This window comes from Paenibacillus sp. YAF4_2 (assembly GCF_052113225.1).
Taxonomy (GTDB): Bacteria; Bacillota; Bacilli; order Paenibacillales; family Paenibacillaceae; genus Pristimantibacillus.
On record NZ_JBFRCT010000002.1, the window covers coordinates 705,642 to 731,597 of the forward strand.

A 25,956-nucleotide genomic window follows, 5' to 3' on the forward strand; every position below is an offset into this window, starting at 1 on the left:
CTTCGGAGGGATCGGTTATTATGAGCAACGAAGACATGTGGAAAGCCTATTCGCGCGGCATGGCGGCCGTAATGAATGAGGGCGGAGTGCATGTGTCTGCACTGCTGCTCCGCTCATACCGCCACTTGAATCTTTCTGAGGCTGAAGTGATGCTGCTCTTGCAGCTGATGTTGTTCCGTGAATCGGAAGGCATTGAGTTCCCGACGATGGAGCAGCTCGCAGAACGGACAGGGTCTACAGAACGAGTTGTTGAAACAACCATTGGTCGGCTGATGAAGGAAGGCTTCCTTACGATTGATGAGCAAATTGATTCCATGTCGGGCATCCAGTCGGAGACGTATAACTGGAGCGGGTGGATGCTGAAGGCTGCAGAATGGGCAGCAGAAGAAAAGCGGGAGACGAGGAAGGCAGAGCGCCGAACGGTGAAGCGGGCACCTGATCCTGGCAATATATTCTCCGTCTTCGAGCAGGAATTTGGCCGGCTGTTATCACCGATGGAATGTGAGACGATTACAGGATGGGTGGATCAGGACCGGTATCAGGATGAGTTGATCCGTTTTGCCTTGAAGGAAGCTGTCTTTGCCGGCAAGCTTAACTTCCGGTACATCGACCGTATTCTAATTGAGTGGAGCCGCAATCGAGTGACGAATGTGGATGAAGCTCGCGCACATTCTCAGAAATTCCGTGGACCACGCGGGTAGCCATCATAACGATTATAACAAGCAAAAGCCTTGTATTCTCTTTTGGAGAGTACAAGGCTTTTTTTCATACCAGTGCTTAAGCAGCACAAGAGCTATACAAAGACCTGCAGCCGCAATAATGGAGAACATGGTTGTGCCTTTCAGTACTCCCAGAGGAAGAGCAGACATAAGCGCTTAATGTAATACCGCCAATATATCGGCCGGGGAATCAGCTAGTGTTGGCTGCATTGGCATTGTTCGGAGACGGATTCATCTTCTTATAACTCCTCTGTGGACTCGTTATGGTGAGAATTGCTTGCGATATCGCAGCGGCGAGATGCCCGCATAGGCTTTGAAGCAGTTCGAAAAATAAGGCTGGTGACGAAAACCGGTTTTATCCGCAATATCTGCAATCGACCATTCTGTCTTGATCAAGAGCAGCTTGGCCTGCTCTAACCGGTATCGATGTAAATACTCCATTGGAGAGCAGTGATAGATTTCTTTCATACATCTGACGATATAGTTGGGATGAAAATGTAAGGCTTCCGCCAGCACCGCATTGGTTAGATCCGATTGGTAATGCTGACGGATATAAGCCTCGGTTTTATTGGCAAGCTTCATGGCTCTCGAATCCGCATTGGAACGATCTTGTCTTTCCTCTAGTACACCAATCAGCTCTATAAATAATTGCTGCTCCAGCCAGTAGACACCTCTTTGATGCTCATTGGAATAGGCTAATAATTGGCTGAGATGCCGCTCTGCTAAAGCAAACTCTGGTGGTGCGGCATACTGGGGGAGATGGATGAGATATGGATTTTCCCAAGTTTGACGAATGGGCAGCGGCATACTGGCTGGATCCGATTCATGCTGTGCCCAATCACCTTTGAAGTCGAAATGAATCCAGTAAAAGTCGGTGTCAACCTCACAAGGCTTTATAGAATAGTGATACTTGTTCGGTAGCAAGAGCAGCGTTTCTCCTGCACTAACCTCCCACTGTTTATCTTCTTCTCCGATGTACAAGGTTCCTTTGACCACCCACAATAAATCAAACAAGCCGAGGTTCCTACGGTCAGGATGCTGGTCGCCAGGCTTGTACTCCGATAATCCGGTTGTAATGTAATAAGGGATAGGAGGCAGCTGTAAAGATATATAGGAGTCATCAATCATACGGTAAGCGCCTCCTCAGGCAGTGTTATATTTTATATAAAAGAAGGTCGTTTTATATGTAGTTTCCTTATCCTTTCGAGAATAAACTAGAAATCAGAAAGAATCAAATTTTTTATATTCGATCAGGAGGAACTTTCATGGTAAAGCAATTAAACGGACAGCTGGGAAGCAGCGAAGTACATATTAAGGATGCATTTTGGAATCGCTTTACCGAATTGGTACGTGAGACTGTAATTCCCTATCAATGGGATGCCCTGAATGACCGAATTGCGGATGCAGAGCCAAGTTATGCGATTCGTAATTTCCGCGTAGCGGCAGGGCTTGAAGAGCAGCCTTATGGCGGTATGGTGTTCCAGGACAGTGATGTGGCGAAATGGCTGGAGGCCGTTGGTTATTCTCTAGCGAATCATCCTGATGCAGAGCTAGAGCGTACGGCAGACGAAGTTATCGATCTCATTGCGATGGCGCAGCATGAGAACGGATATTTAAATACGTATTTTACAATTAAAGACCCAGGCAAACAATGGACCAATCTCTATGAAGCACATGAGCTGTATTGTGCAGGACATATGATCGAGGCTGCAGTTGCCTATTATGACGCAACGGGCAAACGCAAGCTGCTTGATGTGATGTGCAAATTTGCCGATTATATTGATTCGTTATTTGGTCTGGAGCCCGGCAAAATGAGAGGGTATGACGGCCATCAGGAGATTGAGCTGGCTTTAGTGAAGCTTTATCAGACGACAGGAGAAGACCGTTATCTGAAGCTTGCTCAATTCTTTATTGATGAACGTGGAGCGGAGCCGAATTTCCTGATTGAAGATATTAAACAGCGTGAAGGTTTCAGTCTTTGGTCAGGAAGAAAAATGCCTATTCCCAAGGTAGAGCACTTAGCTTATAATCAGGCGCATAAGCCCGTGCGTGAGCAGGATGTGGCCGTTGGCCATTCCGTCCGCGCAGTCTATATGTACACGGCAATGGCTGATTTGGCAAGATTAACAGGTGACAAGCAGCTTCTTGAGGCATGCCAGCGTTTATGGAACAACATGACCAGAAAGCAGATGTATATTACAGGGGGGATTGGTTCCACTCATCATGGCGAAGCCTTTTCCTTCGATTACGATCTGCCTAATGATACGGTCTATGCGGAGACTTGTGCGTCCATCGGCCTTATCTTCTTTGCACAGCGTATGTTGAAGCTGGAAGCAAAGAGCGAATACGCAGATATCATGGAGCGGGCGTTATTTAACAACGTAGCAGGCAGTATGTCGCAGGATGGCAAGCACTATTTCTATGTTAATCCGCTTGAAGTATGGCCGAAGGCTTCCGAGAAAAATCCGGGTCGTCATCATGTAAAAGCAGAGCGCCAGAAATGGTTCGGCTGCTCTTGCTGCCCTCCGAATGTAGCACGTCTGCTTAGTTCATTAAACGATTATATTTATACCGTATCTGCCGCAACAAATACGATCTATACACATCTGTTTATTGGCAGCATAGCTCAGTTCGAGCTTGATGCCGGCTCTGTCACATTGAAGCAAGAGTCAGAGCTGCCTTGGAAAGGGAATGTCCGTTTCGAGTTTACGGAAGTACCGGGTGCAGCAGTAACGCTAGCCCTTCGTATTCCTTCCTGGTGCAGGGAGAAAGCAGTACTCCGTATTAACGGCGAAGCAGCGGATTACAAAGCAGAGAATGGCTATGCTCTTGTTAATCGGAATTGGCAGCATGGAGATATTGTGGAGTGGGAGCCAGTTATGGAAGCGCAGCTGACGGCGGCTCATCCTGAGATTCGGGCAAATGCCGGAAAGGTTGCCATTGAACGTGGACCACTTGTCTACTGTCTGGAGGAAATCGACAACACTAGTCCACTTGCAGCCATATCCCTTGTGACATCATCGGCTCTGGAAGTAAACTTCGATTCGGAACTGCTTGGAGGAGCTATTGTGATTGAAGCGGAAGGCCGCTTGGATGAACAAGGATCCTGGCAGGAAGAAACGCCATATCGCCCTTATGGACAGCAGCAGGCTTCGCTACCGGTAAAATTGAAGGCTGTTCCGTACTATTTGTGGGGGAATCGTCAGCGTGGCGAGATGACCGTTTGGATTCGAGCATAGGGTTAAGTTGGAATAGAAGGGAGACATACGAAATTTTCGTATGTCTTTTTTGTTAGAAATGGGATGGATAATAATAGTATGATAGTGGTGTTAATTATTTATCAGGAGGGGATTTTGTTGAAAAGCAACCACGAAATCGATTATTTCATTCATGGCGACGATATGCAGTTTGTAGAAATTGAGCTGGATCCTTCAGAGACGGTTATTGCGGAAGCAGGAAGCCTTATGATGATGGATGACGGCATACATATGGAAGCGATATTTGGTGATGGCAGCGGTCAGTCTCAGAGCGGATTAATGGGCAAGCTGATGAATGCAGGCAAACGGATTTTAACGGGTGAGAGCTTATTTATGACGGCTTTTACGAACGAAGGCTCGGGCAAGAAGAAAGCAAGCTTTGCTGCACCATACCCAGGAAAAATCATTCCGATCGACCTTCACGCTGTTGGAGGTAAAATGATTTGCCAGAAGGATGCCTTCCTCGCTGCGGCGAAGGGAGTATCTGTAGGCATTGAATTCCAGCGGAAGATCGGAACAGGTTTCTTTGGTGGAGAAGGCTTTATTATGCAGAAGCTCGAGGGTGACGGCCTCGCCTTCATGCATGCAGGTGGCACGATTATCCGTAAAGAACTGAATCCGGGTGAAAAATTGCTTGTGGATACCGGCTGCTTAGTTGCCTTCACTCCTGGTGTTAATTACAGTATCGAGATGGTGAAAGGCGTTAAGACCTTCTTGTTTGGCGGAGAAGGACTATTCTTTGCAACATTAGAAGGACCAGGCTCCGTCTATATTCAATCGCTGCCGTTCAGCCGATTGGCGAGCCGTGTATTTGCTGCGGCTCCTCGCGGCTTTGGTACAGGCGGCAAGGATGAGGGCAGCGTAGCTGGCGGCATTTTTAACATGCTGAAAGGCGATTAATACGAATGATAGAGGAGATCTCCATGCCATATGATTTTAACCGGATGTGGTTAACGAATAAATTCAATATTTTGGAACGGGTTAATAAAGGGATTCTTTTTCAAGATTTTGTGCGAGATCGGGAAGCCGAATTAAAGCCTATCTTTATGAAGAGAGATGAGTTGGTGCTCAAATTCCGCTCTCGAATGCAGGTGGTTATGGATACCATTCAAACGATGGCTGATGAGCAATTTGAACGAACACAGATTATTCGCGGCAAGGAACGGACAAATCTGGATATGCTGCATCAATGCGCAGCACATTTTTCCGAGCATATGGGGCAAATCTTTTATATTGCGAAACAACAATTGAAAGAAGACTATATATCGACTTCAATCTAAGAGGAGCATGGCGATGCAAAGACATACTCATCTTGGGGTATATGGCATATTGATTAGAGATAATAAAGTGCTTCTAATAAAGAAAAGCAGGGGACCTCATACAGGAAAATGGGATTTGCCAGGAGGTTCTATTGAGTTTGGAGAAGAGCCTTATCAGACACTTCTAAGAGAATTTGAAGAGGAGACTGGGCTTACTGATGTGCAGGGATCGATACTCGATTCCTTATCGTACACCATCATTTATCCTTATCGCGAGAATATTATGGAGGAGCTTCACCATATCGGTATCCTATATGAGGTTCGATTGCTAAAGAATGACGTGGAGCTCAAGACAGATGGGGATGGTCAAGACTCCCTGGGTGCAGCCTGGATCGATCTAAACGATATTCAACAATTTCCTGTAACTCCATTTGTAGAAAAAACTCTCTTTAGCCGCATAGACAATTCAAGTAAGTTTTGCTAAACTGTTCGACGGTGCAATTTTATGGTATCCAACTTTCATGGAGAAGGGGACTATATATGGACAGAACAGAACTTGCAAGAGAGATTATCCAGACGTCAAGATTGACGGGAGAATTCAAGCTTCGTTCAGGAAAAACATCGAATCATTACTTCGATAAATACTTGTTTGAATCCAATCCCGTAATTCTAGCTGCGATTGCTGAACAGCTTGCACCCCTTGTTCCTGAAGGAACAGAAGTATTAGCCGGACTTGAGATGGGCGGTATTCCGATCGCCACAGCACTTTCCTTAAAGACGGGTATTCCAGTGGTCTTCGTTCGGAAGAGAGCGAAGGAGTATGGAACAAGCAAACTAGCAGAAGGTATGGATATTGCAGGCAAGAAGGTCTGTATTATCGAGGATGTGATCACAACCGGTGGTCAAGTACTGCTGAGTGCTGCCGATTTGCTTACTCATGACGCGGAATTGAAAGAAGTATTATGTGTCATTGAGAGGGACCCTGCCGGAAGAGCCAACCTGGAAGATGCGGAATTCGTGGTTCACTCCTTATTCAAGATGGAAGAATTATTTGAGTCTGAGGAAATAAGCCTATAAATAAAGAACTGGCCCTACTCGTAACGAACGAGAGGGCCAGTTCTTTTTCTATCTTCTTTTTATTTTTTGCCGTTCAGCATTTCCCAGCGATACACGTATTCGAACAGGAATTCGAACGCTTCAATATGACGTTTCGCTTCGAATGCATTTGCACCCCATGCGTAGATGCCATGTTTGCGAAGGATAATACCCGGGATCCGCTTGTCGAGACGCTCTGTTACTTCTGGAACGATACGAGGAATTTCTGCAAAGTTGGAGACAATTGGAATATCGATGTGAGCTTCCTCATCCCAGATGTTCAGTCCCTTGATCAGCTCAACGCCGTCTACGGGAACCGCTCTGCGCTCCCAGAACCACTCCGACATTACAGCACTATAAACGGAATGAACGTGGAAAATGGCTCCTGCACCTGTTAAACGGTAAATCTCATTATGAATCAACGTTTCAGCGGAAGGCTTTAGGTTTGTTGCTTCGCAGGCTTTGCCGTTCTTGTCTACGAACAGATAATCCTCTGGCGTATGTACGGTTTTGTCTTTGCCGCTTGCTGTAATGGCGAAATAGAATTCATCCGGCGTGAAGTCGCCTACACGTACCGACAGGTTGCCGCTAGTTCCGGCAAACCAGCCGCGAGAGGCGAATAGTTCTTTAACGCTGCGCAGGTCGGCGAGCGCTTGTTGTTTGTGTTCCAGCTTAATATCTGTAAAAGCCATATTAGACCGCCCTTTCTTTCTTCAGCTCATGCACAATATCATGGAAGGTTGTGAATTCGGTATGCGGGAGTCCAAGCTCCTTGCATTTTTCCGTAAGATAGTGGCGAGAGAACACGGTGTCAGCCAGCTTAGCACCTTCGAAGTCGGTTACACTGTCGCCGATAATGATTCGTTCGTATTCGCTTGCAGGGAAACGACGCATGATGGTTGTTTTACACATCCCGCAATCATTCGTACAATGTCCGTCGCAAGGATGCGGCCATGTAATCTCGATCTGTTCGCCGCTGAAATCACTGCCGTTGCAGTAGATATGATCCTCAGGAATACCGAAGCGGGCAAGAACGGGGAAGACAAAGAAGTCGATACCGCCGCTTGTCACGTAAAACTCAATTTGTTCATCCTTAGAATATTGAAGCAGCTCCGCGAAGCCGTCACGAATCTGAACATTGTTGATGCCATACTCGATAACTTCCTGCTGCTTGCAAGTAGGGAGAAGGCGGAACATTTGGCCTACACCATCACGGATCGAGATTTTCTGAGAGAGTACATTAGTTGCAATCTCTTCCCAGCCCGGCGGGTTGAAATGCTTAATAATCGCTACGATATTATCGTTGACGGTGATGGTTCCGTCAAAGTCACAGAAGATGATGCGTTTCTTAGCTGTTGTCATTATTCTTTAATCCCCCATGCATCAATTGCTGCTTGAAGTGCTTCATTACCTGGCTGCGTTGCAGCTTCGCGAAGTGGTACTCCGTTCATTGCTGCCGTAATCGCGCTGCGGAAAGCTTGACCACCAGCAGCTGTTCCCATTGGATGACCGTGGATGCCTCCGCCTGCATTCACGACAACATCGGTTCCGAAGTCACGCAGAATAAGTGGTACAAGTCCAGGGTGAATACCTGCCGATGGTACAGGGAAGCTTGTACGAAGGGTTGAGGACGGCGCGAGCAGCGCATCCTTAACAGCCAGATTCTCTTCCTTCGGCATAACAACAGAGCCATACGGAGAAGGGAAGAGAACTAGATCAGCCCCAGCAAGACGCATCAGCTTGCCGAGCAGCACGGAAGCACCGATTCCGTAATGAGGTGACGGGTAGAAGGCACCTGCAAGTGCAGGGTGCGCTGCAATTGGCACATTAATATCTGGATCCTTGCTCAGCTCATGCAGAACATCATAACCATAAGACAGGACGTTAAACAGCAGGGCATTAGCGCCTGCGGCAATCGCTTTGCGGGCTTGGCTTGCCAGCTGTGAAGTAGGGCCAGTAAGGTTAACGGCATAAAGCAGCTTTTGTCCCGTTTCCTGTTGTGCTTTACGAGCAGCCTCCATACATACTTCTACACGCTTCTCAAGTGGAGTGAGTGGATTCTCGAACAGAATCTCATCATCCTTGATCAGATCAACGCCGCCAAGCGCCTGCTTGTAGAACTGCTCCTGCAGATTTGGCAGGTCATGGCCAACTACGGATTTGAAAATACTCATCAGAAGTGGACGGTCATGAACTCCAAGCAGCTGACGTACACCTTCTAGACCAAATTTCGGGCCAGGGAACGCAGATTGGAACTCTTCCGACACATCAAGGTCAATCAGCTTGATTTTGCCGTCCATTGACAGCTTGCCGAAGATGGTCACGAGCAGGGCAGGGATGTCTCGGCTGAAGTTGATATCCGGATAAGCGATTCGAATATCGGCATACCGTTCTCCGCCTGCTAGTTCATGAACATCAACGGATAATACTTTGCCCAGATGCTTTTCCATCTCAGCTTTGCGCGCTTCCGGAAGCTCTGTCCAGCTGCCAACGGTCAGGCCAACAGCGATGGATAATGCTTTTTTATCAAAATCCGCTTTCTCGTCATAGCTGCGGTAAGTTGCAACACACATTTGATTCATTAGGATAACGTACTCCTTTCGATATCCGCTCCGATTTCACCGGCGCGTTCAGCGGAACGAAGCATGCCGCGTACGACAGCTTCTGTCAGTCTGCTCTCCGTCATCGATTCAATTGCTGCTTGAGTTGTTCCGTTAGGGGATGTTACTTTACGTCTTAATTCAGCCGGTTCTTCACCTGTTGTACGCACCATCTCGGCTGCGCCAAGAACAGTCTGTACAATCAGATCTTTGGCTTGATTGGCAGGAAGGCCAAGCTTAGCTGCTGCTTCCATCATTGCTTCCATGAAGTAATAGACATAAGCAGGGCCGCTGCCCGATACGCCAACGATGGAATCCTGCAGGGATTCTTCAACAACTGCGTTGATACCGATCGATGCGAACATGGTTTCTGTCAGCTGACGCTGCTCGGCCGTTACAGAACCCGAATAGCTGATGCCCGTAACGCCAAGACCAATCGTGCTTGACGTGTTCGGCATAGTCCGTACAATCGCTGCAGGTCTGCCGAGAACACGCTCCATGGAGGAGATCGAGAATCCGGCGATGACGGAAACGATCAGCTGATTGTCCGAGAGCAAATGTTTAATCGATGAAATCGCGCTAACGGCATCTTTTGGCTTCATGGCCAGAAAAATAATATCTGCATCTTGAAGGAACTGCTCATTGCTCGAGCCGTTCAATACGGTTTGAATACCGTACCGTTCAGTGAGCTCATTCAAGCGGTCAGCATTTTGCCGGTTGAGCATAGAAATTTGTTCAGGCTTAGTAAGCTTCTGATTAATTAGACCACGTACAATTGCTTCTGCCATCGAGCCTGCACCGTAAAAGCTGATTTTCAAAGCTTCGACATTAGCGCTGGCATTTGTTTTTTCCATAGATAACATATTGTTTCCCTCCAACCTATTCACTGTATCTTTAACCCCGGATTTGTCCGTTGCCGTAAACCCGGAATTTCGTTGATGTTAGCGCAGGTAAGCCCATTGGGCCGCGAGCATGGAGCTTCTGTGTGCTGATGCCAATCTCTGCACCAAAGCCAAATTCGAATCCATCTGTAAAGCGGGTAGAGGCGTTATGATAAACAGCTGCCGCATCAACTTCCATCAGGAACCGCTCAGCATGAGCAGCGTCTTCGGTTACGATACATTCCGAATGTTTCGTACTAAACTTACGGATATGGTCAAGTGCCTCATCTAAGTTTGCTACAATACGAATATTTAAAACATAATCGTTATATTCCGTCGCAAAATCCTGTTCCGTCGCAAGCTTCACCTGAGCAATGCGCTCGACGGCTTGTTGATCACCACGTAATTCAACATTTGCGGCAAGGAAACGATCAGTGATTTGAGCTAAATGGCGTTCGGCAAAAGCTTCATGCAGCAGAAGCGTCTCCATCGAGTTGCATACGGAAGGGCGCTGTACCTTTGCATTAAAGGCAATTTGTTCTGCCATATTATAATCGGCGCTTTCGTCCACAAATGTATGACAGATACCTGCGCCAGTCTCGATTACCGGTACCGTTGCACTCTCTACAACGTTACGGATCAGAGCCGCGCCGCCGCGTGGGATAACCACATCAAGCAATCCGTTCAGCTTCAGCATTTCGTTAACAGACGCACGATCTGAATCTTCAATGAGCTGAATAGCATCTTGAGGCAGATCCGTTGTTGTGAGTGCATGACGCAATACTTCAACAATACGGCGGTTCGATTCAAGGGCAGCAGAGCCGCCGCGAAGCACAACGCAGTTGCCAGTTTTGAGACATAGGCCAACCGCGTCAACCGTCACATTCGGACGAGCTTCATAGATCATTCCGATTACACCAAGTGGTACACGTGTTTTCTCTACACGAAGGCCATTCGGACGATCGAATTGCTCGAGCAGCTCGCCAACAGGATCAGGAAGGTCAATCACTTGCCGCAAGCCTTCAGCAATTCCAGCAACCCGTTCTTCATTTAAAGCAAGACGGTCGAGCAGGGAAGGACTTGTGCCAAGCTCCCGTCCGCGCTCCAGATCTTTACCATTTGCTTCAATAATAGAAGCCTGATTCGCAATAAGGGCATTAGCCATAGCTGCAAGAGCTGTATTTTTCTGCGCGGTTGTCATTTTGTTCATGACACTTGCGGCTGCTTGCGCAAGTGTTGCTTTTTGTCTCACTTCGCTAGTCATTCTAAATTCCTCCTTAAATAAACTCATAAATCGATTATCGCAGCGATACCCACTCATCACGATGGATGACTTCAATCCTGCCAACATCAACCCTGCGCTTTACTTCTTCGGTGCTAAGTCCGGCGACCGCCTGAATCTGCCAGGCTTCATAGTTCACGACACCACGACCAATTGTTTCGCCCGTAAGGCTGGTTACTTCAACGACATCTCCGGAATGGAAATCTCCCTGAATTTCACGAATGCCTGCTGGCAGAAGACTTTTACCGCCAACAAGCAGGGCATGCTCAGCACCATCGTCGACAACGATGCGTCCATGAGGCATGGAGTGGAAGCCAAGCCATTGTTTCTTCATCGGAAGACTATGTAACTGGGTATCAAAATAAGTGCCTTTGCCAACGCCATCAATAGCTGACTGTAGGTCGCCAGGCTGTTGCACTTTCCCGATAAAAGCTCTGACTCCGCCTCGCATGGAGATACGTGCAGCTTCAATCTTGGAACGCATGCCGCCGGTACCTACAGCTGATCCAGCCCCGCCTGCGAGCTGCATAATCTCTTCTGAGATTTGATCTACCCGTTCGATCTTAACGGCTTGTGGATTTTTACGAGGATCTTCTGTATATAAGCCATCCATGTCTGTAATCATGACCAGCTTGTTAGCTTTCGTCATGGCAGCGACGAGTGCGGACAGCTTATCGTTATCACCAAACTTCAGCTCAAGCTCATCGGTAGCAACCGTATCATTTTCATTAATAATCGGAATAATGTGCAGGCGAAGCAATTCTTCAATCGTCATGAGTGCATTTTGGATTCGTTTCCGGTTGGAAAAGTCTGCCCGTGTCAGAAGAATTTGAGCGACACCAATGCCGTACTCTCCAAAGGCTTCTTGATAAGCCTGCATGAGGAGCGCCTGGCCTACTGCAGCAGCAGCTTGCTTCTCATGAACGAGTTTTGGTCTTGAAGCGTATCCGATTTGGCGGAACCCCGCAGCTACTGCACCGGAGGTTACGAGAATAAGAGGGCATCCTTGCTTATGAAGCGCAGCGAGCTCAGCAGCGAAATAGGTGATTTGCTCGCGGTTAAGGCCGCCTTCTTCTGATGTTAAGGAGCTGCTGCCGATTTTGACAACGATTCGTTCCGACATGTTCTCATCCCATTTCATGGCAAAATAAAAAGACCTTCGTCCTGTAAAGGACGAAAGTCTATAGCTTCCGCGGTACCACCTTTGTTGACCGAGCTAACACACTCGATCCATCTCAAGCCTCATAACAGGAGGCGCTGTCCAGCTCTCGCCGGCCGCTCGGGGGTTGGATTCAGCAAGGAGCCGAGGCAAATCTTGCAGCCTAATGAATTTGCTCTCTGTTCACGGCCATTCTCGCTTACTAGTCCCGTCATCACGTTACATCTTTAGTTAATGTTAGCATATCATGATCAAAGATTGCTGTAAAGCAAGGCAAACGCCATATAAACAGGCAGCAGACCGGGGATTTACCGATCTGCTGTGCCTATTAAAAGATGCCTAGCTTGCCAATCCGGTCGATGGCTTCAATCAGCCGTTCTTCACTTGTTAACAGGCCTAAACGGACGTAACCTTCACCATGTGTGCCAAAACCATTACCTGGCGCTACAACAACGTCTGCCTGCTCAAGCACAAGATCCGCGAATGATTCGGAAGTATAACCTTCCGGTACAGGGAGCCAACAGAAGAAGGAACCTCCAGGGCGTTCTGCTTTCCAGCCGATTCGATCGAGGGCGCCAAACACCGCTTCACGGCGGCTTTCATATTTCGCTGTAAGCTCAGTAACACAATCCTGAGGGCCTGTAAGAGCAAGTGCTGCCGCTTCTTGAATGCCGCCAAACAGGCTGCAGTAGTAATGATCCTGAATCAGGTTAATCAGCGATATAACCTTTGCATTACCAATCGCAAAGCCAACACGCCAGCCTGCCATGTTATAAGTCTTGGATAAAGTGTAGAATTCAACGCCAACTTCCTTCGCTCCAGGCGTTTGCAGGAAGCTGACCGGTTTCTTGCCGTCAAAGCCGATAGCGCCATAAGCAAAATCGCTTGCTACAACAACGCCCGTACGGCGTGCAAATTGCACCGTTTCTTCATAAAAGTCCGAATCAGCAATGGCACCAGTAGGGTTATTCGGATAATTAATAAACATCAGCTTTGCACGTTTCAGCGCTTCCTCATCTATTGCTGAGTAGTCAGGCAAGAAGCGATTGTTAGCCGTAAGCGGCATGAAGCTCATCTCTGCACCGGAGAGAGCAACACCAGACCAATAGTCCGGGTAACCTGGATCTGGAACGAGACAGACATCACCAGGATTAAGAAGACATTGGCTGATTTCAACCAGTCCTGTCTTACCGCCAAAGAGGATAGCAACTTCAGTAGCAGGATCAACGTCAACACCGTAATCTTCCTTGTAACGTGTAGCTACCGCTTCCTTCAGGAAGGAATAACCGCTAAAAGGCGGATACCGGTGATACATTGGATTAGCCGAAGCCTCCTGCATCTTGGCCACAATATGGGGAGGGGTAGGCTGATCGGGATTTCCTTGCCCCAAATTGATTACATCACGGCCTTTGGCTGCCTGTGCATTTGCTTTGCCAACAAGCTTGGCGAAAAATTGAGTTGGCAGAACCGTCATGCGGTCTGCTGGTTTTATTACATGTTCATTAATTTGAGTCTCCATTTGCTCACACTCCACCATAGATGCTCTCTAATCGTATAACGACATTAGATTAAATGTAGCATGACAAAAGTGTTTATGTCGAGCGAGGCGAAACGGCACTGCTGGCTAATTGGCAGTAGTGCGCGTTTCGTTCCGGAGAATTCTAAGAATTAGTCGGCATAGAGCGATGCAATGGTATTAGCCCATAATACCCTATGTTGCAGGAATACCGACCTTCTTAATAAATGGTGCAATATCTTCTTTGAAGAGAAGGAGGTACGGTCTGCGCTGCTCATCAAAGACGAGAAGAAGCGGCGGCTTGCCATCACAATAGAATAAGAAGACATCGTCAGCCACCAGCTTCGTCCCGTTGACAGAAATCGTAACGGGCTTCTCCAGAGGTACACGATATACATAATTGCAGCTGTCATCATTTGTAAGCTGCGGGGCTAATCCGGTTATGGATGCAATCCATTTGTTTGCAAATTCTTGATATTGCTTGTCGTTTGGCGTTGAGAGCACAACTTTGCCTGCTTTCACATCAAACACTTGAACAGGCTTAAAAGGCTGATCCTCTGGTGCTGCAGCGAAGGCAGAGGATGCGTATACGAACATTAAAGATAGTACGAGCAGCAGGGCTGCCAATCGTTTCTGGCGCATATTTGTTCTCTCCTTTAACGGGAATGATTAACCTCTTCTCCATTAATCTGTCCATCTTGACACAGAACCATGAGAAGGTATCATTAGGGAAAAGCATTTTAAGTGATATTTTATATAAGAAAGGACCTGACACAAATGACACAACCATTAAGAATTGCGTTATTGCAAATGAATATAGAGGTAGGACAGCCGGAAGCGAATTTTGCCAAGCTGGCAGCGATGCTGGAGGAAGCAGCTTCCCAGACAAATAAGCCTGATGTTATTGTTTTTCCAGAAATGTGGAATACGGGGTATGCCTTGACGGAGATCACGAAGCTTGCTGACCCTTATGGAGAGCGTACAATTACATACTTGTCGGAGTTCAGCCGTCAGCACAGCATTAATATTATTGCTGGTTCGATTGCGGAAGGTCGAGAAGATGGTGTATACAATACGATTTTTGCCTTTGACCGTGAAGGTAATCAGATCGGGGATTATTCGAAAATTCACTTGTTCCGCCTGATGGATGAGGAAAAATATTTGGCAGCAGGGGATAAGCTGGGCAAGCTGGAGATTGAGGGTGCAGGTGCCGGTATGATGATCTGTTATGACATCCGGTTCCCGGAACTTGCACGGAAACTTGCGCTTGATGGCGCAAAGCTGCTGTTTGTCCCGGCCGAGTGGCCGCATCCACGGCTGCACCACTGGCGGACACTTCTTACTGCAAGAGCAATCGAGAACCAAATGTTCGTTATTGCCTGCAACCGCGTAGGTATTAGTGGAGAAACTCATTTCTTCGGCCATTCAATGGTCCTTGACCCATGGGGCGAAGCAATCGCAGAAGCGGGCGAAGAGGAGACCATTGTCTATGCGGAGATCGATTTATCTCTGGTAGATACCGTACGCGGTAAAATCCCCGTATTTGAGGATCGCAGGCCTTCCTTATATTAAAGGAGAAAAGTTTATTTATATTGACTGATTGTCTTCGTCATCGTTTCAATAAACGCCACGGCCGCTTTGGACAAGTAACGTCCTTTGCGGCTGGCTATAATCAGTGTACGAGTGGGATGACTCTTCAGCGAAAGATAGACGGGAACAAATTCTCCGCCTGCACTCCGGGTCAGCATCTTTGGAACAAAAGTGATGCCCATCCCGCCAGCTATAAGCGATTGTACGGTCTCTATATTACTGCTCTCAAACACGATATTAGGAGTAAAACCGCCCTGCTGACACAGATTAACTAATATTTGCCGGAAGCCCTGGCCTTTCTTCAAGCCTACAAACGACTCATCTCGAAGCTCTTCTATTGAAATCTCATCTTTCCGGCTAGCCAGAGGATGGTTAGGCGGCACTGCAAGACAAATTTCCTCTTCCATTAAGGGTTCCCATTCCAGTGACTGGTCTACTAAAGGCAAAGTAAGCAGACTGATATCCGTTCCTCCGCTTGCCGTCAGTTGCTCCAGCTTAACGGTCGTATCTTCTACTAGTACCACATCAATCTGCGGATACAGCTCACCAAAGACAGGAAGAACCAGCGGCAATATATGCGAGCCTGTAATAGGCAAAGTGCCAACAACTAGACGGCCGCGTTTCATTTGTGCCATATCATCCATTTCCTGCTTTAATTGTTCAACTTCATCAAGGATTGATTGTGCTTTATCCACGAATACCTGACCCGCCTGCGTCAACTCTACAGAGTTGGTGGTGCGTCGGAATAATAGAACGCCGAGTTCCTGCTCCAGCTTGGATAACTGCTGACTCAAAGAAGGCTGTGCAATATGCAGCTTCTCAGCAGCACGGGAAAAGTTTTTCTCAATTGCAATTTGTATTACATATTGTAGTTGTCTAAGTTCCATTACCATCATTCCCCTTATAGTCCAAATGAGAATAGTTATCGTTATTTTATAGTTATTGCCTATAATCATTATAGATATTATATCTTGGTTCAATCAATACGGAAATGCTATGCTAGGAACATCTAATAGAGCAAAGCGATGATTCGCTTGAACGATGGGGTGAGTATAATGACGAAAAGAACACTATTTGAGAAAATCTGGGATAATCACGTCATTCATCAGGAAGAAGGCAAGCCGAGCATTATTTATATCGACCTGCAGCTGGTGCATGAAGTAACATCGCCGCAAGCATTCGAAGGTCTTCGTATGACTGGCCGTAAAGTACGCCGTCCTGACCTGACGTTCGCAACGATGGATCACAACGTTCCAACGAAGGACCGTTTCAATATTAAAGACCCAATCTCCAAACAACAAATCGATACACTGACGCAGAACTGTAAAGACTTCGGCGTTAAACTGTTTGACCTTGATAACATCGACCAAGGCGTAGTACACGTTATGGGTCCTGAGATCGGTCTGACACATCCAGGCAAAACAATCGTTTGCGGCGACAGCCACACATCGACACACGGTGCGTTTGGTGCACTTGCTTTCGGTATCGGTACTTCCGAAGTTGAGCACGTAATGGCTACACAATGTTTGCAGCAAGCAAAACCAAAAACAATGGAAGTTCGTTTCAACGGCAGCCGTAAACCAGGCGTAACAGCAAAGGACTTGATCCTTGGCGTTATCGCAAAATACGGTACTGACTTTGCAACTGGCTACGTTATCGAATATACAGGCGAAGCAATCCGCACCCTGACAATGGAAGAGCGTATGACTGTCTGCAACATGTCGATCGAAGGCGGCGCACGTGCTGGTCTGATCGCACCGGACGAAACAACATTTGAATACCTGAAAGGCCGCGAGTACTCGCCAGCTAACTATGAGGAAGCGGTACAAGCATGGGAACAACTGACTACAGATGAAGGCGCAACATACGATACTATCGTTGATTTCGATGTTGATTCCTTGATCCCGCAAGTAACTTGGGGCACTAGCCCAGGCATGGGTACGGACATCACTTCTTCCGTTCCATTCCCGCAATCTCTGCCAACTGAGAACGAGCGCAAAGCAGCAGAAAAAGCGCTTGAATATATGGATCTGAAACCAGGTACGCCAATGACAGAAATCGAAATCGACTATGTCTTTATCGGTTCTTGTACGAATGGCCGTATCGAAGACCTTCGTGCAGCTGCCGAGATCGCTCGCGGCTACCAAGTAAGTGAGAAAGTTACAGCAATCGTTGTCCCAGGTTCGGGCCGCGTTAAGCTGCAAGCCGAAAAAGAAGGCCTCGATAAAGTATTCACAGAAGCTGGATTCGAATGGCGTGAAGCGGGCTGCTCGATGTGTCTTGCGATGAACCCTGACGTTCTGGAACCAGGACAACGTTGTGCATCGACATCGAACCGTAACTTTGAAGGCCGTCAAGGTCGTGACGGACGTACGCATCTGGTATCGCCAGCAATGGCAGCTGCCGCAGCAATCAAAGGCCGCTTCACAGATGTACGTGACTGGAATGTTAAATCCGAAGTGTTGAACTAATTGAACGTGTGAGAGAGGGGTATTACCGATATGGAAGAATTTAAACAACTGACGGGCATCGTTGCCCCGGTCGACCGCGTAAACGTCGACACGGACGCTATCATCCCTAAACAATTTTTGAAACGCATCGAGCGCAGCGGCTTTGGCCAATTCTTGTTCTACGAATGGCGTTTCCACAGAAACGGCGACTTAAACGTTGATTTCGAACCAAACAAACCACGCTACCAAGGCGCTTCCGTCTTGATCTCCCGTGCGAACTTTGGCTGCGGATCTTCCCGTGAGCATGCACCTTGGGCGATTCTTGACTACGGCTTCAAAGTCGTTATCGCACCATCGTATGCAGATATTTTCTACAACAACTGCTTCCAAAATGGCATTCTGCCAATCAAGCTGAGCGAAGAGCAAGTCGAAGACCTGTTCCAACGCACAGCGCAGCATGAAGGCTACCAATTGACGGTTGATCTTGAGAACAAAAAGCTGACAGACGAATACGGTCTGGATCTTGCGTTCGATATCGATGAGCACCGCCGCCAGTTCCTGCTTCAAGGTCTGGATAATATCGGCCTGACACTGCAGCACGAAGATAAAATTACAGCTTATGAACAAAAGCGTCCTGCCTATCTCGGTTAATAGATAGCAAAGGAAAGAGGGCAGCTCTTCATTCAAAGAAGAGTTGCCCTCTTTTTTCCTCTATACGCAACTTTTTCTGACAAGAAGCGTCTATTATTTCGTCTAGCAAAGTCGAATGAGCACATTCGATGCAGGCAATTTCAGTCATCGAGGTGGAAAATGAAAAAGAAGTTTGTGCCTATTTTGTTGTTTATGTCGGTTTTGTTTTCTTTATTCTCTGGAGTGGGACAAGCTGCTACTGCAAAACCGGTTGTACCCAAGCTTTATCTGAATGATCAATTACTTACCCCAACTGATGATCCCCAGATCGTAAAAGATGTAACTCTTGTTCCTATCCGGGTCGTGTCGGAAAATATGGGGTATAAGGTAGATTGGTCGTCAGCCACGAAGAAAGTTACCATACATAACGGACAAAACGAAATTATCCTTACTATTGACGACAACACGGCACTCGTAAATAACAACAAGGTGCAAATGGACATGTCCCCAAAGCTTCAAAACGGAAGAACGACATTAATTCCCGTTCGTTTTGTAAGTGAGCAGCTTGGTGTCACAGTGAAGTGGGAGCAGAGTACAAGGTCTGTCTTTTTGTACAAAACCGTTGAGCCAGAACAGCCAGCGGAAACACCTGATCCTGTTGAGACAAGTACAATTACGTCCATCCAGTATGACAGCAATTTCGGCATTATTATTAATTATACCGGTAAGATAACGGCAAATAATCCTTTTAAGCTCGACAATCCAAAACGTATCGTAATCGACTTCCCGAATACAACTTATTCAGATATGCTCTCCTCGCAATTCATGGGGGCAGAAGCACGTGTTAGTGTTACCGATAATCCGTATTTAGCCATGTTCCGATATTCTGTGTTTTCTACGAATCCTGCAACAGCTAGACTTGTGCTCGACTTGAATACGGATATAGATGCCGATGCAAAGGTTCAAGATGACGGGGCTGGGGTACTAACGATTAATCTCACAGAGCCAACAACGACAACCCCTACTACGCCGGTTGATCCAACGCCTCCAGTTACTACGCCTGGGGATAAAGTTTATAACGTCGTTATTGATGCGGGCCACGGGGGCACAGACCCTGGCGCACAAAGTATCAATGGACGTTGGGAGAAGGAAGCAAATCTTAGCCTTTCTCTCAAAGTAAAAGCATTGCTGGACAAAGAAAAATATATTAAGCCTCTGCTTAGCAGACCGGAAGATAAATTTGTCACACTTGAAGGCCGTGTTACGTTCGCAAAGAACAATAAAGCGGATTTGTTTATATCCTTACATGCCAACAGTAATCCGACAGCAAGCGTTACAGGTACGGAGACCTATTATACACGCGACAGCAGCAAGGTGCTTGCGACTGTCATTCATAAGCATCTTGTAAAAGCAACTGGCCTGAAAGACCGTGGTGTGAAGTACGGAAACCTTCATGTAACAAGGGAAACAACGATGCCTGCCATTTTGCTTGAAACCGGCTTTTTATCTAACAAAGGTGATTCCGATATTTTGTACAATGACGCTGCACAAAACAAGATGGCAGCCGAAATCGTAGCTGGAATTAAAGAATATCTGAAACTTTCTTAGAGCGGGGGATTCGAAATTGCGTAAACCGGCATTTATCATTCTGTTATTCATTGTTATGTTAACGGCAGCAGCTTGTGGGAATACGAATAAGTCAGGCGAGCAGTCAGGCGGAAGTGGTATTACCAATGCCAATGTGCCGTCACCAAGTCCTACTGTAGGGACTGCCGCAACAGTAGAGCCAACGCCAACTCCTCTTACTACTGAGGAACAAACCGTCACCTCAGAGCTGGTTAATCCTATTGAAATTTATTACTCGGACACGGAATTAGAGAAGCTGATTGTTAAGGAAATCAATGTGAAGTTTGATAGTGGTCAGGATCTGGTCAAGAAAGCCCTGGAGGCCTTGCAGGAGGACGGACCAGAAGGAAGCGTATCGTTATGGAAGAAGATAGAGTTTAAATCGATAACGTTAGATGATAATAACGCGGTCACCATTGATATTCACCTTCCTGACGAAGCTAGACTTGGGTCGTCTGGCGAGCAGATGCTGCTGGATTCGCTTCAGAAAACCTTGTTCCAATTCGACTTTGTTCAATCTTATGATCTCTTAGTAGATGGACAAGCCTTGGAGAGCCTGATGGGCCACTTCGATCTTGAACATCCAACGATTCGATCTACTAATAATTAGTCATTTCCTAAGGAGGATTATTCATCTATGCCTATGCATTCATCCCGTTCCAAACTTATTGCCGGCGTATTAGCTTTCTCCTTGCTTGCCGGAGGCACTACCATCGCAATTCCAACTCAACAGGCTTATGCTGCTGCAGTTTCCAATACTCCTTTCACAGATTCCATTCCTGCTTGGGCGGAGAAGCATGTTGCTAAGCTCGCGCTGCAGGGTATTGTAAATGGTTACAATGTCGCAGGCGGAGCGGAATTCCGTCCGTTAAAAAGCGTTACACAGGAAGAGGCCGTTGTAATGGCTCTTCGTTTCGCAGGTCTTGCGGATGAAATCAAAGCGGATGATATTATTGCATACCCGGATTCTTTCAAGGTAAGTAATTTCTTCAAGCCTTATATTCTGCTGGCCTTTAAGAAAGGCTTGCTTGATCAAAATGAGGAATATGCTAACGCCGCTGCCAATCCTAAGCTGGCGTGGGGTTCAACTCCTGCATCTCGGGAATGGGTAACGAAGCTGATGGTTAAAGCCATTGATAAGAAAGAATTAGCGGATGATCTTAGCAAGACTGCCTCTACCTTTGCTGACGGCAGCCAGATTACTCCGAAGTATTTGGGTTATGTGAATGCAGCGGTGTCGCTTGAACTGGTGAAAGGCGTCTCCGCTACCAAGTTTGATCCAAAAGCACCGGTCAACAGAGCGAGTCTAGCGACACTGTTCAGCCGTGCTGAAAAGCAATATCAGGTGCCGTACGAAGGTCAGGTAAGTGGCATAGTTACTGCTCAAACGGCAACGTCTATTACTTTGTACAGCGAAGGGAAAGAAACCAGTTACACGCTGGACTCAGGTTCCTTGTTCTATACGGCGGACAGCGACAATCCAATCAAAGCCGCAGATATCAAGCTTTACTCCGATATCATGCTCATTGGCAAATCGGGCAAAGCATCATATGTGGAATCACAAGGTACTGAGCAGCATATCAAAACGATAACGGCGAAGCTGGACCGTGTAAATACAACGGACCGTTACTTCTATGCTTGGGTTAATGATGAGCCGGTAAAATTCCCTTACAGCAGCGCAGTAACGATAAAGGACAGCACAGGAAAGACGCTGACAGTTTCCGATCTGAAGCGTGATACCAATCTGACGATTGTAGAAGATACATTCCGTACTACTCCTCAGGTTGTTTCTATAACAGCTGAGGCACAAACGGTTGCTAATACGGCGACAGGTCAATTTTATTCAGCGGGCAGCGGCCTGATTAATTACCTGGTAGATGGTAACCTGCAGTCCAAGTTCCTGGCTGATAATGCGGAAGTTATCATTAATGGTATTGAAGAGCCTACCGTCAGTGATCTGCTGAAAGGAATCGATAATATTAAGCTCACCTTGAATGATGAGCAGGAAGTTACGCGTATCGAAGTGGTTAACCGGAATGTCTCGACACTTGATTCTGCAACGGTTGTGAACTACAGCGGCGATAACAAACTGCTTACGGTAGTTGATCCTGTCACGACGAATGCAAGTGCATTGTTCCTGACGGATTCTAGTAAAATTGATTACAATGGATCGTCCATTACGGTTAGCCAAGCGAGGGCGTATCTCGTTGCGAACAGAAAAGTTAAGATCACATACTCGGGAAAAAATATTATCTCGTTAAGCTTTATCTATAAACAGACTGGTACACTCGTTTCGGTAAACTCAACTGACAAGTTACTGTCTGTTAAGCTTGATACAGGTGAGAAGGTAAGCATTCCTTATACATCGCCGCTGCTTCAAATTCCTGGTGTTTCGGTGCCGACATTATCCAGCTTGCAGGCAGGAGATACAATTACTGTGCTGCTTGATGCAAATCAAGAGAAAGCAGCAACTATTCAAGTGCACAAGACGCTGCAATATCAAGTTACAGCCGTTAATACATCGACTAAGCTTGTCTCTGTGAAGACCGCTGATAACGCGTCAAAAGATATTTCGCTTGTGAGTGTTCCAATTACGGATGAGAATGGTACTGCCGTAACGATAAGTGCGCTAACGAACGGTACGATTATTAATGTCCCTTACATCGGCAGCACAATTTTGTCCGTTAAGCTGATCAATATGAGATATGGCACGGTATCTTCCGTTTCGGCAAGTAGTTTGTCTGTCACAGAAGCGAATGGCACAACAAGCACTGTATCCCTGTCTAAAGGGGTTAAAGTAATTAAAGGCACTCAAACGACGTATTCTACCTCAGCAATTGCATCAGGCGATATCATTCAAGTGTACAAGGACGAGAATGAGCAGGCGATCGTAACGGTTGCTGTAGGCGAGAAGCGTACGTATTGGAAATATGATGCTCCTAATGCAACTATCTGGACATACAAGACAACTTCGGAAGATAACGGCAACTTCAGTTATATTACTTCTGACACGAAAATTTTGTATAACAACGCAGCCATTCAAGTTACTGCGTTGAAGGATGGCGATTCAATTACCATTTACTCCTTCAACAATAAAGCTCTCAAAATTGTAAAATCTTAATGTAAAAAGAGCTGAAAGTAGTCTAAATTCTTATATTTTGTGAAAAAACCATCCAATAGGGCGGTTTTTTCTTTTTTTCAGGCGTAATAAGGTTGCGCCGCGTGACAAATTTCGCTACACTTTGAACGATAGTGTTTGGGATTAGGAGAGAGACGATGAATGCGAAGCAGAAGATGCGACATATATTGGATACGTTAGCGGAGATGTTCCCCGATGCACATTGTGAATTGCATCATAGCAATCCGTTCGAACTGACCCTAGCGGTCCTGCTGTCGGCGCAATGCACGGATGAGACGGTGAATAAAGTAACTGTCAATCTGTTTCAGAAATACAAACGGCCGGAAGACTATTTATCGGTGCCGCTGGAAGAGCTGGAGCAAGATATTCGCCGAATTGGGCTATTCCGCAGCAAGGCATCCAATATTCAAAAGCTATGCCGCATCCTAATCGATAAATATGAAGGGGAAGTTCCTTCGGGGCATGAACAGTTAACGGAGCTGCCTGGCGTTGGACGCAAGACTGCTAACGTTGTTGTCTCGAATGCGTTTGGCGTTCCAGCGATTGCCGTAGATACGCATGTCGATAGGGTATCGAAACGCCTTGGCGTGGCTAAGCTGGATGATACCGTTCTCGAAGTTGAAAAGAAGCTGATGAAGCTTGTGCCTCGCGAGGAATGGACGCTTACCCATCACCGGCTTATATTTTTCGGCCGCTATCACTGCAAAGCACAAAACCCGCAATGTCCAATATGCCCGTTGCTTGATTTATGCAAAGAAGGAAAGCAGCGTATGAAGCCGGGCGGACAAACGAAAACTAAAATTAAGACAACCAAACCGAAAAAAGCCAGTGAAGGATGATGACAAATGAAATGTATTTCTGTGTATACGAATAATTTTGAGCTGTTCTCTGATATTTATGAGCAAGTCCTGGAATCACCACCACAAGAAAATGAAGATATTCTGGTAGAGGGCGTAACGGTTAGCGGTTCCGGCGACGTACCTGACCAGTATATCGAGCGTATGCGTGCGAAGCCTGAAGTTGTAGTTATGAAAGAGAAAGAACGTAACATTATGATTTTGCAGCATGGTAATGTATTTGAAATTTGCCTGCCTGCTGAAGAGGAAGCTGTATAGACAATGATGGAAACGACAGTACGAGGCATGACGGATGCGCTGCTCTTGACCGCTTCAGAGATGCAAGCGGCAGGCGACAGTCTGCACGAAAAGCAAGTATTGGAGTTAAACAGTAAGCTGGCCGAGGGCCGGCTTACTGTTGCATTTTGCGGGCATTTTTCCGCGGGGAAATCAACGTTAGTCAACCGTTTGTGCGGCGCTCAGCTGCTGCCATCCAGCCCGATACCGACGAGTGCCAATGTCGTTGCGATTCGCGGTGGAGAGACAGCTAAGGCCAGTGTGGTCAGCATCAAGAATGGTGAGCATGTTAGTGTAGATATTCCGCTCGAACAATTAGACGAGTATTGCAAGGATGGCGAAAATATCGAGTCTGTCTCGATTTACTATCCTACTGAGCGTCTTGGCAATCATACGGTACTTCTTGACACCCCGGGTATTGATTCAACGGATGATGCGCACAGAATGTCGACCGAGTCGGCACTCCATTTGGCGGATGTAGTTTTTTATGTGATGGATTATAACCATGTCCAATCCGAGATTAACTTTGCATTTGCGAAGCAATTGAAGGACTGGGGCAAGCCCTTATATTTTATTGTTAATCAGATCGATAAACACCGTGATCGTGAATTATCATTCGAGCAATACCGGAAGAGTGTGGAGGAAGCGTTTCAAGCATGGCATTTGGAGCCAGCTGGAATCGTTTATTTGTCGTTGCGCCAACCGGATCACCCTCATCAAGAGTGGGAACAGCTTGAGCTGCTGCTGTCTCAATTGGCGGCGGAGAAAGTGCCTTTGGCCGCTTACAGCGTGGATGCTTCGCTGCGGCATCTTGTTGTTGAACATGAGAAATGGTGGGATATGCGGGATGAACCGGAGCGGGAGCGTCTAATTGCCGAGGCAGGTGGAGAAGAAGCGGCTGCCAAGGTGAAGGAAGAGATGGCTCAGCTTGAAGCAGAAAAGTATAGACTCGCAGCCGAACCAGATCGTATTCGGACGGAGCTCCGTCGGAGTGTACAGTCGCTGCTTGATAACGCGATTATTACGCCTGCTCCACTTCGGGATAAAGCACATGTCTTCCTCGAGAGTCGGAAGCCTGGATTTAAGGCAGGGCTTCTATTCGCCGGGGCAAAGACAGCTGCGGAGCAAGAGCGCAGACTGGAAACGTTCCGCACCGAATTTGCCTCGCAGGTTAATGCTGCAGTAGATTGGCATGTCAAGGATATGCTGCGCAAAGCTGCGGAGAAGGTAGGCTATCCAGCCGAGCGGATCGAGCCAGAGCTGATCGCAAGCTTGTCATGGCAGCCAGAACCTCAGTGGCTGGTTGAGAGCGTAAATACCGGTGCTACTTTCGGCAACGAGTATACGATGGTATATACCCGAGAGATTGCCGCGGAAGTGAAATTGATCTACCGCAAGCACGCGTTCGATATTATCGACGTGCTTGTGGAGTTTGTTACCGCTGCGAGTAAGACCGCAGCGGAAGAGGCGGCAGCGCAGCTAGCGGGGCTTGGCTCGCAAGCTGGCGCGCTGGCGCAGCTTGCAGCGCTGGCGCAGCGTGCTGCCGCGCATGCAGCGCAGCTCGCCGCTGCGCTGCCGCCGCGCGTGCAGCGCCCGGCGCTGCCGGCGCCACGCGCCGCG

Annotated in this window: 25 protein-coding genes; 15 read left to right on the plus strand and 10 right to left on the minus strand. The window is 47.2% G+C overall.

The window, feature by feature from the left end; genetic code table 11:
• Positions 1-20: 20 nt before the first annotated feature.
• Positions 21-701 (plus strand): DnaD domain protein, encoded by a 681-nt coding sequence (locus AB4Y93_RS07440; protein ID WP_441890445.1) that lies wholly within the window; start codon positions 21-23, stop codon positions 699-701.
• Between the two features lie 279 nt (positions 702-980).
• On the opposite strand, the gene AB4Y93_RS07445 is transcribed toward AB4Y93_RS07440, so the two are convergent.
• Positions 981-1,847, minus strand: a complete 867-nt coding sequence (locus AB4Y93_RS07445) for a helix-turn-helix transcriptional regulator (RefSeq protein ID WP_441890447.1) — start codon at positions 1,845-1,847, stop codon at positions 981-983.
• A 137-nt stretch (positions 1,848-1,984) separates the two neighbouring features.
• Here AB4Y93_RS07445 and AB4Y93_RS07450 point away from each other — a divergent pair, with 137 nt between their 5' ends.
• The 5 genes from AB4Y93_RS07450 (at position 1,985) to pyrE (ending at position 6,312) form a co-directional block, all read left to right on the plus strand.
• Entirely contained in the window at positions 1,985-3,958 is a 1,974-nt protein-coding gene (locus tag AB4Y93_RS07450; protein WP_441890449.1) for a glycoside hydrolase family 127 protein, read from the plus strand.
• Between the two features lie 78 nt (positions 3,959-4,036).
• Entirely contained in the window at positions 4,037-4,876 is an 840-nt protein-coding gene (locus tag AB4Y93_RS07455) for a TIGR00266 family protein (RefSeq protein ID WP_441890451.1), read from the plus strand.
• Positions 4,877-4,899: 23 nt separating this feature from the next.
• Positions 4,900-5,256, plus strand: coding sequence for a DUF1572 family protein (locus tag AB4Y93_RS07460; protein WP_441890453.1), 357 nt, complete (start codon positions 4,900-4,902; stop codon positions 5,254-5,256).
• A gap of 13 nt (positions 5,257-5,269) precedes the next feature.
• Positions 5,270-5,719 carry an NUDIX hydrolase gene (locus AB4Y93_RS07465; protein ID WP_441890455.1) on the plus strand — a complete coding sequence of 150 codons (450 nt, stop codon included), beginning with the start codon at positions 5,270-5,272 and terminating at the stop codon, positions 5,717-5,719.
• Positions 5,720-5,775: 56 nt separating this feature from the next.
• Positions 5,776-6,312 carry an orotate phosphoribosyltransferase gene (gene pyrE / locus AB4Y93_RS07470; protein ID WP_441890457.1) on the plus strand — a complete coding sequence of 179 codons (537 nt, stop codon included), beginning with the start codon at positions 5,776-5,778 and terminating at the stop codon, positions 6,310-6,312.
• Between the two features lie 59 nt (positions 6,313-6,371).
• On the opposite strand, the gene mtnB is transcribed toward pyrE, so the two are convergent.
• The 8 genes from mtnB to AB4Y93_RS07510 form a co-directional block, all read right to left on the minus strand.
• Positions 6,372-7,022, minus strand: coding sequence for a methylthioribulose 1-phosphate dehydratase (gene mtnB, locus AB4Y93_RS07475; protein WP_441890459.1), 651 nt, complete (start codon positions 7,020-7,022; stop codon positions 6,372-6,374).
• Between the two features lies 1 nt (position 7,023).
• Entirely contained in the window at positions 7,024-7,692 is a 669-nt protein-coding gene (locus AB4Y93_RS07480) for a 2-hydroxy-3-keto-5-methylthiopentenyl-1-phosphate phosphatase (protein WP_441890462.1), read from the minus strand.
• Entirely contained in the window at positions 7,692-8,912 is a 1,221-nt protein-coding gene (locus tag AB4Y93_RS07485; RefSeq protein WP_441890464.1) for a 2,3-diketo-5-methylthiopentyl-1-phosphate enolase, read from the minus strand. The genes AB4Y93_RS07480 and AB4Y93_RS07485 overlap by 1 nt, the downstream gene beginning before the upstream one ends.
• Complete coding sequence (gene proC, locus AB4Y93_RS07490) at positions 8,912-9,793, minus strand: pyrroline-5-carboxylate reductase (RefSeq protein WP_441890466.1); 882 nt, start codon at positions 9,791-9,793, stop codon at positions 8,912-8,914. Before proC ends, AB4Y93_RS07485 begins: the two co-directional genes overlap by 1 nt.
• A gap of 31 nt (positions 9,794-9,824) precedes the next feature.
• Positions 9,825-11,075: a glutamate-5-semialdehyde dehydrogenase gene (locus AB4Y93_RS07495; protein WP_441890468.1), complete on the minus strand. Its 1,251-nt coding sequence runs from the start codon at positions 11,073-11,075 to the stop codon at positions 9,825-9,827.
• A 34-nt stretch (positions 11,076-11,109) separates the two neighbouring features.
• On the minus strand, positions 11,110-12,216 hold the full coding sequence (gene proB / locus AB4Y93_RS07500) for a glutamate 5-kinase (protein ID WP_441890470.1): 1,107 nt from the start codon (positions 12,214-12,216) through the stop codon (positions 11,110-11,112).
• A gap of 364 nt (positions 12,217-12,580) precedes the next feature.
• A complete protein-coding gene (locus AB4Y93_RS07505; RefSeq protein WP_441890472.1) occupies positions 12,581-13,771 on the minus strand; it encodes a pyridoxal phosphate-dependent aminotransferase in 1,191 nt (396 codons plus the stop codon).
• 192 nt (positions 13,772-13,963) lie between these two features.
• Complete coding sequence (locus AB4Y93_RS07510) at positions 13,964-14,410, minus strand: hypothetical protein (protein WP_441890474.1); 447 nt, start codon at positions 14,408-14,410, stop codon at positions 13,964-13,966.
• A gap of 135 nt (positions 14,411-14,545) precedes the next feature.
• On the opposite strand from AB4Y93_RS07510, the gene AB4Y93_RS07515 reads away from it, so the two are divergent.
• The gene (locus AB4Y93_RS07515) at positions 14,546-15,340 is read left to right on the plus strand and encodes a carbon-nitrogen family hydrolase (RefSeq protein WP_167273314.1); all 795 of its coding nucleotides are present in this window, start codon (positions 14,546-14,548) and stop codon (positions 15,338-15,340) included.
• An 11-nt stretch (positions 15,341-15,351) separates the two neighbouring features.
• Here the strand turns inward: AB4Y93_RS07515 and AB4Y93_RS07520 are convergent, their stop codons facing one another.
• Positions 15,352-16,245, minus strand: coding sequence for a LysR family transcriptional regulator (locus AB4Y93_RS07520; RefSeq protein ID WP_441890476.1), 894 nt, complete (start codon positions 16,243-16,245; stop codon positions 15,352-15,354).
• Positions 16,246-16,413: 168 nt separating this feature from the next.
• Between AB4Y93_RS07520 and leuC the strand changes: the two genes are divergently transcribed.
• The 8 genes from leuC to AB4Y93_RS07560 form a co-directional block, all read left to right on the plus strand.
• Complete coding sequence (gene leuC / locus AB4Y93_RS07525; protein ID WP_441890478.1) at positions 16,414-17,829, plus strand: 3-isopropylmalate dehydratase large subunit; 1,416 nt, start codon at positions 16,414-16,416, stop codon at positions 17,827-17,829.
• Positions 17,830-17,859: 30 nt separating this feature from the next.
• Positions 17,860-18,459 (plus strand): 3-isopropylmalate dehydratase small subunit, encoded by a 600-nt coding sequence (gene leuD / locus AB4Y93_RS07530; RefSeq protein ID WP_441890480.1) that lies wholly within the window; start codon positions 17,860-17,862, stop codon positions 18,457-18,459.
• A 159-nt stretch (positions 18,460-18,618) separates the two neighbouring features.
• The gene (locus AB4Y93_RS07535; protein WP_441890482.1) at positions 18,619-20,046 is read left to right on the plus strand and encodes an N-acetylmuramoyl-L-alanine amidase; all 1,428 of its coding nucleotides are present in this window, start codon (positions 18,619-18,621) and stop codon (positions 20,044-20,046) included.
• A 16-nt stretch (positions 20,047-20,062) separates the two neighbouring features.
• Positions 20,063-20,674, plus strand: coding sequence for a GerMN domain-containing protein (locus tag AB4Y93_RS07540; protein ID WP_441890484.1), 612 nt, complete (start codon positions 20,063-20,065; stop codon positions 20,672-20,674).
• A 27-nt stretch (positions 20,675-20,701) separates the two neighbouring features.
• On the plus strand, positions 20,702-23,185 hold the full coding sequence (locus AB4Y93_RS07545; RefSeq protein ID WP_441890486.1) for an S-layer homology domain-containing protein: 2,484 nt from the start codon (positions 20,702-20,704) through the stop codon (positions 23,183-23,185).
• A 155-nt stretch (positions 23,186-23,340) separates the two neighbouring features.
• Positions 23,341-24,042 carry an endonuclease III gene (gene nth, locus AB4Y93_RS07550; RefSeq protein WP_167273337.1) on the plus strand — a complete coding sequence of 234 codons (702 nt, stop codon included), beginning with the start codon at positions 23,341-23,343 and terminating at the stop codon, positions 24,040-24,042.
• A 6-nt stretch (positions 24,043-24,048) separates the two neighbouring features.
• Positions 24,049-24,318: an NAD/NADP transhydrogenase alpha subunit gene (locus AB4Y93_RS07555; RefSeq protein WP_167273340.1), complete on the plus strand. Its 270-nt coding sequence runs from the start codon at positions 24,049-24,051 to the stop codon at positions 24,316-24,318.
• A 3-nt stretch (positions 24,319-24,321) separates the two neighbouring features.
• On the plus strand, positions 24,322-25,956 hold a 1,635-nt coding region (locus AB4Y93_RS07560), incomplete at its 3' end, for a dynamin family protein (RefSeq protein ID WP_441890489.1).

Excerpts from the sequence above, each read along its gene's own strand:
- leuC (WP_441890478.1), top strand. The coding sequence starts at position 16,414 with ATGACGAAAAGAACACTATTTGAGAAAATCTGGGATAATCACGTCATT.
- AB4Y93_RS07455 (WP_441890451.1), top strand. The coding sequence starts at position 4,037 with ATGATAGTGGTGTTAATTATTTATCAGGAGGGGATTTTGTTGAAAAGC.
- AB4Y93_RS07440 (WP_441890445.1), top strand. The coding sequence starts at position 21 with ATGAGCAACGAAGACATGTGGAAAGCCTATTCGCGCGGCATGGCGGCC.
- leuD (WP_441890480.1), top strand. The coding sequence starts at position 17,860 with ATGGAAGAATTTAAACAACTGACGGGCATCGTTGCCCCGGTCGACCGC.
- AB4Y93_RS07510 (WP_441890474.1), bottom strand. The coding sequence starts at position 14,410 with ATGCGCCAGAAACGATTGGCAGCCCTGCTGCTCGTACTATCTTTAATG.
- AB4Y93_RS07465 (WP_441890455.1), top strand. The coding sequence starts at position 5,270 with ATGCAAAGACATACTCATCTTGGGGTATATGGCATATTGATTAGAGAT.
- AB4Y93_RS07460 (WP_441890453.1), top strand. The coding sequence starts at position 4,900 with ATGCCATATGATTTTAACCGGATGTGGTTAACGAATAAATTCAATATT.
- AB4Y93_RS07515 (WP_167273314.1), top strand. The coding sequence starts at position 14,546 with ATGACACAACCATTAAGAATTGCGTTATTGCAAATGAATATAGAGGTA.
- nth (WP_167273337.1), top strand. The coding sequence starts at position 23,341 with ATGAATGCGAAGCAGAAGATGCGACATATATTGGATACGTTAGCGGAG.
- mtnB (WP_441890459.1), bottom strand. The coding sequence starts at position 7,022 with ATGGCTTTTACAGATATTAAGCTGGAACACAAACAACAAGCGCTCGCC.
- AB4Y93_RS07535 (WP_441890482.1), top strand. The coding sequence starts at position 18,619 with ATGAAAAAGAAGTTTGTGCCTATTTTGTTGTTTATGTCGGTTTTGTTT.
- pyrE (WP_441890457.1), top strand. The coding sequence starts at position 5,776 with ATGGACAGAACAGAACTTGCAAGAGAGATTATCCAGACGTCAAGATTG.
- AB4Y93_RS07495 (WP_441890468.1), bottom strand. The coding sequence starts at position 11,075 with ATGACTAGCGAAGTGAGACAAAAAGCAACACTTGCGCAAGCAGCCGCA.
- AB4Y93_RS07505 (WP_441890472.1), bottom strand. The coding sequence starts at position 13,771 with ATGGAGACTCAAATTAATGAACATGTAATAAAACCAGCAGACCGCATG.
- proC (WP_441890466.1), bottom strand. The coding sequence starts at position 9,793 with ATGTTATCTATGGAAAAAACAAATGCCAGCGCTAATGTCGAAGCTTTG.
- AB4Y93_RS07485 (WP_441890464.1), bottom strand. The coding sequence starts at position 8,912 with ATGAATCAAATGTGTGTTGCAACTTACCGCAGCTATGACGAGAAAGCG.
- AB4Y93_RS07545 (WP_441890486.1), top strand. The coding sequence starts at position 20,702 with ATGCCTATGCATTCATCCCGTTCCAAACTTATTGCCGGCGTATTAGCT.
- AB4Y93_RS07555 (WP_167273340.1), top strand. The coding sequence starts at position 24,049 with ATGAAATGTATTTCTGTGTATACGAATAATTTTGAGCTGTTCTCTGAT.
- proB (WP_441890470.1), bottom strand. The coding sequence starts at position 12,216 with ATGTCGGAACGAATCGTTGTCAAAATCGGCAGCAGCTCCTTAACATCA.
- AB4Y93_RS07450 (WP_441890449.1), top strand. The coding sequence starts at position 1,985 with ATGGTAAAGCAATTAAACGGACAGCTGGGAAGCAGCGAAGTACATATT.
- AB4Y93_RS07520 (WP_441890476.1), bottom strand. The coding sequence starts at position 16,245 with ATGGAACTTAGACAACTACAATATGTAATACAAATTGCAATTGAGAAA.
- AB4Y93_RS07480 (WP_441890462.1), bottom strand. The coding sequence starts at position 7,692 with ATGACAACAGCTAAGAAACGCATCATCTTCTGTGACTTTGACGGAACC.
- AB4Y93_RS07445 (WP_441890447.1), bottom strand. The coding sequence starts at position 1,847 with ATGATTGATGACTCCTATATATCTTTACAGCTGCCTCCTATCCCTTAT.